Origin of the sequence: Streptomyces sp. NPDC057654 (assembly GCF_042800135.1) — a bacterium.
Lineage (GTDB): Bacteria > Actinomycetota > Actinomycetes > Streptomycetales > Streptomycetaceae > Streptomyces.
Window position 1 is genome coordinate 1 of sequence record NZ_JBHVHQ010000563.1, and the last position, 5740, is coordinate 5740.

Below are 5740 nucleotides of genomic sequence, written 5' to 3' on the forward strand. Positions count from 1 at the left end.
GTGCAGGCCCAGGACGACGCGGAAATGGTCGACCGGCGACTGGCGGTCGGCTTCGCGGACCTCGTCGGCTTCACCCGGCTGACCCGGCGGCTGGAGGAGGAGGAACTCGGCGAACTGGTCGAAGCCTTCGAGACCACCGCCGCCGACCTCGTCGCCGCGCACGGCGGCCGCCTCATCAAGACCCTCGGCGACGAGGTGCTCTACTCCGCCGACGACGCCGGCATCGCGGCCGAGATCGGCCTGCGCCTCATCGAGACCATGACCAACGACGACACCATGCCCGAACTCCGCGTCGGCATCGCCTTCGGCACGGTCACGACCCGCATGGGCGACGTCTTCGGCACGACGGTGAACCTGGCGAGCCGGCTCACGTCGATAGCCCCCAAGGACGCGGTCCTGGTCGACGGCGCCTTCGCCGAAGAACTCTCCCGCACCGGCGACGCCCCCATCTCCGAAGCCGAAGAAGCCCTGGCCGCCAAAGAACGCGACGGCGCCGACCCCGGCTACCGCTTCGCCCTCCAGCCCATGTGGCAACGCCCGGTGAGGGGACTGGGCGTGGTGGAGCCTTGGCTGCTGAGCAGAAGAGGCTGACGCCGGTCTGATCCGACTTGTCAGGGCCGTTGTCCTTGGACGCAAGGCCGCCCCACTTCAGCCCGTCCGATGCTTGAGGACACCTTCCGGGACGGGAAGGCCGCCCCGCTTCAGCCCGTCCGGCGTTTGAGGACACCTGCCGGGACGGGAAGGCCGGCCCAATCCAGCCCGTCCGGCGCTTGAGGACCGGGGCCCAGGGCGGAGCCCCGGAACATGAGTGGCGGGCCGCAGGCCATGGCCACACCACCGCACCCCCTGCGATGATCCGCCCATACGTTTACGGCCGTTAACCCCGAAGGGCACTGGCATGAATGAGCAGCGCTACGGCGATTGGATCGCCATCCGCCGCCACGGACACGTCGCCGAACTCGTCCTCGACCGCCCCAAGGCCATGAACGCCATCTCCACGGAGATGGCCCGCTGCATCACCCAGGCCACCGATGCCCTGGCCGCCGACGCGGACGTACGGGCCGTCGTGGTGACCTCCACGCATGAGCGTGCGTTCTGCGTGGGCGCGGACCTCAAGGAGCGCAACACGCTGACGGACGCGGAGATGGGCCGGCACCGGCCCGTGGCGAGGGCCGCGTACACGGGGGTGCTGGAGCTGCCGATGCCGACCGTGGCCGCGGTGCACGGGTTCGCCCTCGGCGGCGGTTTCGAGCTGGCGCTGTCGTGCGATGTGATCGTGGCCGACGGGAGCGCCGTGGTGGGGCTGCCGGAGGTGTCCGTGGGTGTGATTCCGGGCGGCGGGGGTACTCAGTTGCTGCCGAGGCGGGTGGGCGCCGCGCGCGCCGCCGAGCTGATCTTCTCGGCGCGCAGGGTGCCGGCGGAGGAGGCCCGGGAGCTCGGTCTCGTGGACGAGCTCGTCTCGGACGGCGAGGCCCGCGAGGCGGGGCTCGCGCTCGGGGAGCGGATCGCCCGCAATTCGCCGGTCGGCCTGCGGGCCGCGAAGCGCGCGCTGCGCCTCGGGCACGGACTGGACCTGCGGACCGGTCTGGAGGTCGAGGACGCCGCCTGGCGCACGGTGGCGTTCTCGGGGGACCGGGCGGAGGGCGTGGCGGCCTTCAACGAGAAGCGGTCGCCCGAGTGGCCCGGCGTCTGATCGCCAAAATCCCCTAAAGGTCAACAAAAACGACCAAACCCCCGTGAAGCGGATTGGTGGCGGCATTCTTACGCTGGGTGCAGAGCGTGCACACGGTTACGGAATGTGAGGCGAGGGTGACGGGCGACGGGGACGGCGACGGAGGCGGTGCGCGGCTGCGGGCCGTGGTGGCGTTGGCGCAGGCCATGGCGGCCGCGCACACTCCGCGCGATTCGGTGCGCGCCGCGGCCGGCGGGGCGCGGCGCGCGCTGGGCGGCTCGTTCGCGGCCGTGTCGGTGTGGGAGCGGGACCGGGGGCGGCTGCGGGTGCTCGTGAACGACGGGGAGCGGGCCGAGGGGGAGGAGGAGTTCCCCGAGGAGGAGACGTACGCCGTGCACGACTTCCCGGAGGTCGCGGAGTTCCTGCACGAGCAGTGGGTGAGCGGCGGGGCGCCGCACGCCTGGGTGGAGTCGGCGGAGGGGTCGGCGGAGGGCGGCGCGGCGCGCCCCGGCCCGTACCGTCATCACCGGGCGGACGCCCTGCGCCGGCGGGGGCGCGGCTGCTGTGTGGTCGCGCCGATCGTGCTGCACGGGCGGGCCTGGGGCGAGCTGTATGTGGCGCGGGCGGTGGGCGAGCCGGTCTTCGACGGGCGGGACGCGGATTTCGCGACCGTACTGGCGGCGGTCGCGGCGTCCGGGATCGCGCAGACCGAGCGGCTGGAGGAGGTGCGCAAACTGGCCTTCGAGGACCCGTTGACCGGGCTCGCCAACCGGCGCGCCGTGGACGCGCGCCTGGACGAGGCCGTGGAGCTGCACCGCGAGACCGGCGCGGTGGTGAGCCTGCTGGTCTGTGATCTGAACGGGCTGAAGCGGGTCAACGACACGTTGGGGCACGCGGTGGGCGACAGCCTGCTGGAACGTTTCAGCTCGGTGCTCTCCCTCTGTGGCGCGATGCTGCCGGACGCGTTGGCGGCGCGGCTGGGCGGGGACGAGTTCTGTCTGCTGTCGGTGGGGCCGACGGCGGACGAGGTGGTGCGGGTGGCCGACGAGCTGTGCCGCCGCGCGGGCGAGCTGGAACTGGGCGAGGGCGTGGCGTGCGGCGTCGCCTCCACCGGGGACCCGATCGGGCCCGTACGGTCGGCGCGCCGGCTGTTCCGGCTGGCGGACGCGGCGCAGTACCGGGCGAAGGCCGCGCGGTCCGAGAAACCGGTGGTGGCGGGGCGCGAGGGGGGCGCGGACGACCCCGTGGTGCGGCTCGCCGACACCCCGCGCGAGGGCGCGCCCGCCGAGCGCCGCCGCTTCCGGGGGCGCCGACCGTAAGGCGCCGCGTCCGGTTCCGTACGGATGGTGACAGTCAGCGATTCAGTCTTTAGGGTGCCTGAATATGGATATGCACACTGTGGTGGTGGGGGCCTCCGGTACGACGGCTCAGGACGTGATCGACGTGGCGCGCGGCGCGGCGCGGATCGAGGTGTCGGACGAGGCGCTGGCCGCCGTCGCCGCCGCCCGCCAGGTCATCGACGACCTCGCGGCCAAGCCCGACCCCGTCTACGGCGTCTCGACCGGCTTCGGGGCGCTGGCCGTCCGGCACATCAGCCCGGACCTGCGCGCCCAGCTCCAGCGCAACATCGTCCGCTCGCACGCCGCCGGCATGGGGCCGCGCGTCGAGCGCGAGGTCGTACGGGCCCTGATGTTCCTGCGGCTGAAGACCGTCGCCTCCGGCCGTACGGGCGTACGCCCCCTGGTCGTCGAGACGATGGCCGCGATCCTCAACGCCGGGATCACGCCCGTGGTGCACGAGTACGGATCGCTCGGCTGCTCCGGTGACCTCGCGCCGCTCTCGCACTGCGCGCTGACGCTCATGGGCGAGGGCGACGCGGAGGGCCCCGACGGCGAGCTGCGGCCCGCCGCCGAACTCCTCGCCGAGCACGGCATCGCCCCCGTCGAACTGCGCGAGAAGGAGGGGCTCGCGCTGCTCAACGGGACCGACGGCATGCTCGGCATGCTGGTGATGGCCTGCGCCGACCTGGCGCGGCTGTTCACCTCCGCCGACATCACCGCGGCGCTCTCCATGGAGGCCCTGCTCGGCACCGACAAGGTGCTCGCCGCCGAACTGCACGCCATCCGCCCGCACCCCGGCCAGGCCGCGTCGGCCGCCAACATGGCCGCGGTGCTGGCAGGTTCCGGGCTGATCGGCCATCAGCAGGACGACGCGCCGCGCGTCCAGGACGCGTACTCGATCCGCTGCGCCCCGCAGGTCGCGGGCGCCGGCCGGGACACCCTCGACCACGCCCGGCTCGTCGCCGACCGCGAACTCGCCGCCGCCGTCGACAACCCGGTCGTCCTGCCCGACGGCCGCGTCGAGTCCAACGGCAACTTCCACGGCGCGCCGGTCGCCTACGTACTGGACTTCCTCGCCGTCGCCGCCGCCGACCTCGGCTCGATCGCCGAACGCCGCACCGACCGGCTGCTGGACAAGAACCGCTCGCACGGCCTGCCGCCGTTCCTCGCGGACGACGCGGGCGTCGACTCCGGCCTGATGATCGCCCAGTACACGCAGGCGGCCCTGGTCAGCGAGTTGAAGCGGCTGGCCGTACCGGCGTCCGTGGACTCCATCCCGTCCTCCGCGATGCAGGAGGACCACGTCTCCATGGGCTGGTCGGCCGCGCGCAAACTCCGTACGGCGGTGGACAACCTCGCCCGGATCATCGCCGTCGAGCTCGTCGCCGCCACCCGCGCCATCGAACTGCGTACGGGCCTGACGCCCGCGCCCGCCACGCAGGCCGTGCTGAAGGCCGTACGGGCGGCGGGGGTCGAGGGCCCCGGAGCGGATCGTTTCCTCGCGCCGGACCTGGCGGCCGCGCACGAGTTCGTACGGTCCGGGAAGCTCGCGGAGGCGGCGGAGACGGTGACGGGGCCGCTGGCGTAACGCGCGAAACGGACTACGGGCCGGGGCCCGTAGTCCGTCCGGTGCTGCTGTGGTGCGTCTGCGGGGCCGCCGGGTCAGAGGCCGTCCGACATACGCGTACGGCGTATGGCGGCGGTGACCAGCGCGCCCCCGAGGCCGAGGAAACCGATCCCGCCGACGAGATACGGCGTGGTGTCGACGCTGCCGGTGTCGGCGAGGGCCAGATCCCCGCTCGCCTGACTCATGGCGGCGGGCTCGGCGGCCGTCGCGGACCCGGCGGCGTCGAGTGTGGTCGTGGAATCGGAGGCGGGGACGGTGGTGGTGGAGCGGTGGCTGTGCTGGGTGGGGGTGGTGTGCTCGGCCGTCGCCTTGGCGGACGGTACGAACCACAACGCGCACAGCAGCGTGCCCGCGGCAGCGGCGGTCAGCAGCGGACGGCGTGCGGTCACGGAATGAATCTCCCTTGAGATGGCGGCGATTGGGAGGTGAGCCTCCGATGGTAGTGATACCCGCGGGTCGTTTGGAAGTCGCGGTTCCGCCTGCCCTTACGCTCCGGTCATGAGCACAGATGAGTCATCACGGTTTGTACGACTTCGGGTCGAGCTGGTCCTGGAGATCAGCGACTCCGGCAAGCTGACCGGGGCCGCCGTCGACCGCATCGACGGCGACGGGTCGCTCCACGACGACGAGCGCGGGCACGCCCGTACCTCGGTCTCCTCCGACGCGGCGGAGGCGCTGGCCTATCTCGTCGACCCGCTCGACGTGGTCCGGGAGGTGCCGGGGGTCGAGCTGACCCAGGCGTCGTGGAGCAGCGAGCAGATCGACTACGACCCTGCGTCGAGGGAGTGGGATCTCGACGACGACAGCGAGGACGACTAACGGCCGGGCGGCCGGGAGGCTGGGCGGCCGGGTCTCCGGGTCGCCGGGCGGCTGGGGCGCCGGGAGGCCGGGTCGTCGGGCGTTCGTCCAGTTGTCCGGGCTGGTCAGCTGGACGGCGATGAATAGTGAAATGTGGGATCTAGGAGTGGAAGAGGATTATTCGGGGAGAAATCCTCTTTCAATATCCGGATAGCGCCTATATCAAGCCCCCGGCTCCGCTTGTTCCGGAGCCGGGGCCTTCGGTTGAGTGGGCTTCCCCACACTTTCCCGACGAGTGGAACT

Annotated in this window: 6 protein-coding genes; 5 read left to right on the plus strand and 1 reads right to left on the minus strand. The window is 72.3% G+C overall.

Annotation, left to right across the window (positions count from 1 at the left end; genetic code table 11):
- From ACFU99_RS30650 to hutH, 4 genes are all read left to right on the plus strand, one after another.
- On the plus strand, nt 1-591 hold a 591-nt coding region (locus tag ACFU99_RS30650; RefSeq protein WP_384398199.1), incomplete at its 5' end, for an adenylate/guanylate cyclase domain-containing protein.
- A gap of 307 nt (nt 592-898) precedes the next feature.
- Nucleotides 899-1693 (plus strand): enoyl-CoA hydratase/isomerase family protein, encoded by a 795-nt coding sequence (locus ACFU99_RS30655; RefSeq protein ID WP_384398201.1) that lies wholly within the window; start codon nt 899-901, stop codon nt 1691-1693.
- Nucleotides 1694-1878: 185 nt separating this feature from the next.
- Entirely contained in the window at nt 1879-2991 is a 1113-nt protein-coding gene (locus ACFU99_RS30660; protein ID WP_384398209.1) for a diguanylate cyclase domain-containing protein, read from the plus strand.
- Between the two features lie 64 nt (nt 2992-3055).
- Entirely contained in the window at nt 3056-4600 is a 1545-nt protein-coding gene (hutH, locus tag ACFU99_RS30665; RefSeq protein ID WP_384398203.1) for a histidine ammonia-lyase, read from the plus strand.
- A gap of 74 nt (nt 4601-4674) precedes the next feature.
- Here hutH and ACFU99_RS30670 read toward each other — a convergent pair whose 3' ends face one another.
- A complete protein-coding gene (locus ACFU99_RS30670) occupies nt 4675-5028 on the minus strand; it encodes a hypothetical protein (RefSeq protein WP_384398205.1) in 354 nt (117 codons plus the stop codon).
- Between the two features lie 109 nt (nt 5029-5137).
- Between ACFU99_RS30670 and ACFU99_RS30675 the strand changes: the two genes are divergently transcribed.
- Nucleotides 5138-5458 carry a hypothetical protein gene (locus ACFU99_RS30675; RefSeq protein WP_384398207.1) on the plus strand — a complete coding sequence of 107 codons (321 nt, stop codon included), beginning with the start codon at nt 5138-5140 and terminating at the stop codon, nt 5456-5458.
- The last annotated feature ends 282 nt before the right edge of the window (nt 5459-5740 follow it).

Coding starts and splice junctions, on each gene's coding strand:
- ACFU99_RS30655 (WP_384398201.1), top strand. CDS start 899: ATGAATGAGCAGCGCTACGGCGATTGGATCGCCATCCGCCGCCACGGA.
- ACFU99_RS30660 (WP_384398209.1), top strand. CDS start 1,879: ATGGCGGCCGCGCACACTCCGCGCGATTCGGTGCGCGCCGCGGCCGGC.
- hutH (WP_384398203.1), top strand. CDS start 3,056: ATGGATATGCACACTGTGGTGGTGGGGGCCTCCGGTACGACGGCTCAG.
- ACFU99_RS30675 (WP_384398207.1), top strand. CDS start 5,138: ATGAGCACAGATGAGTCATCACGGTTTGTACGACTTCGGGTCGAGCTG.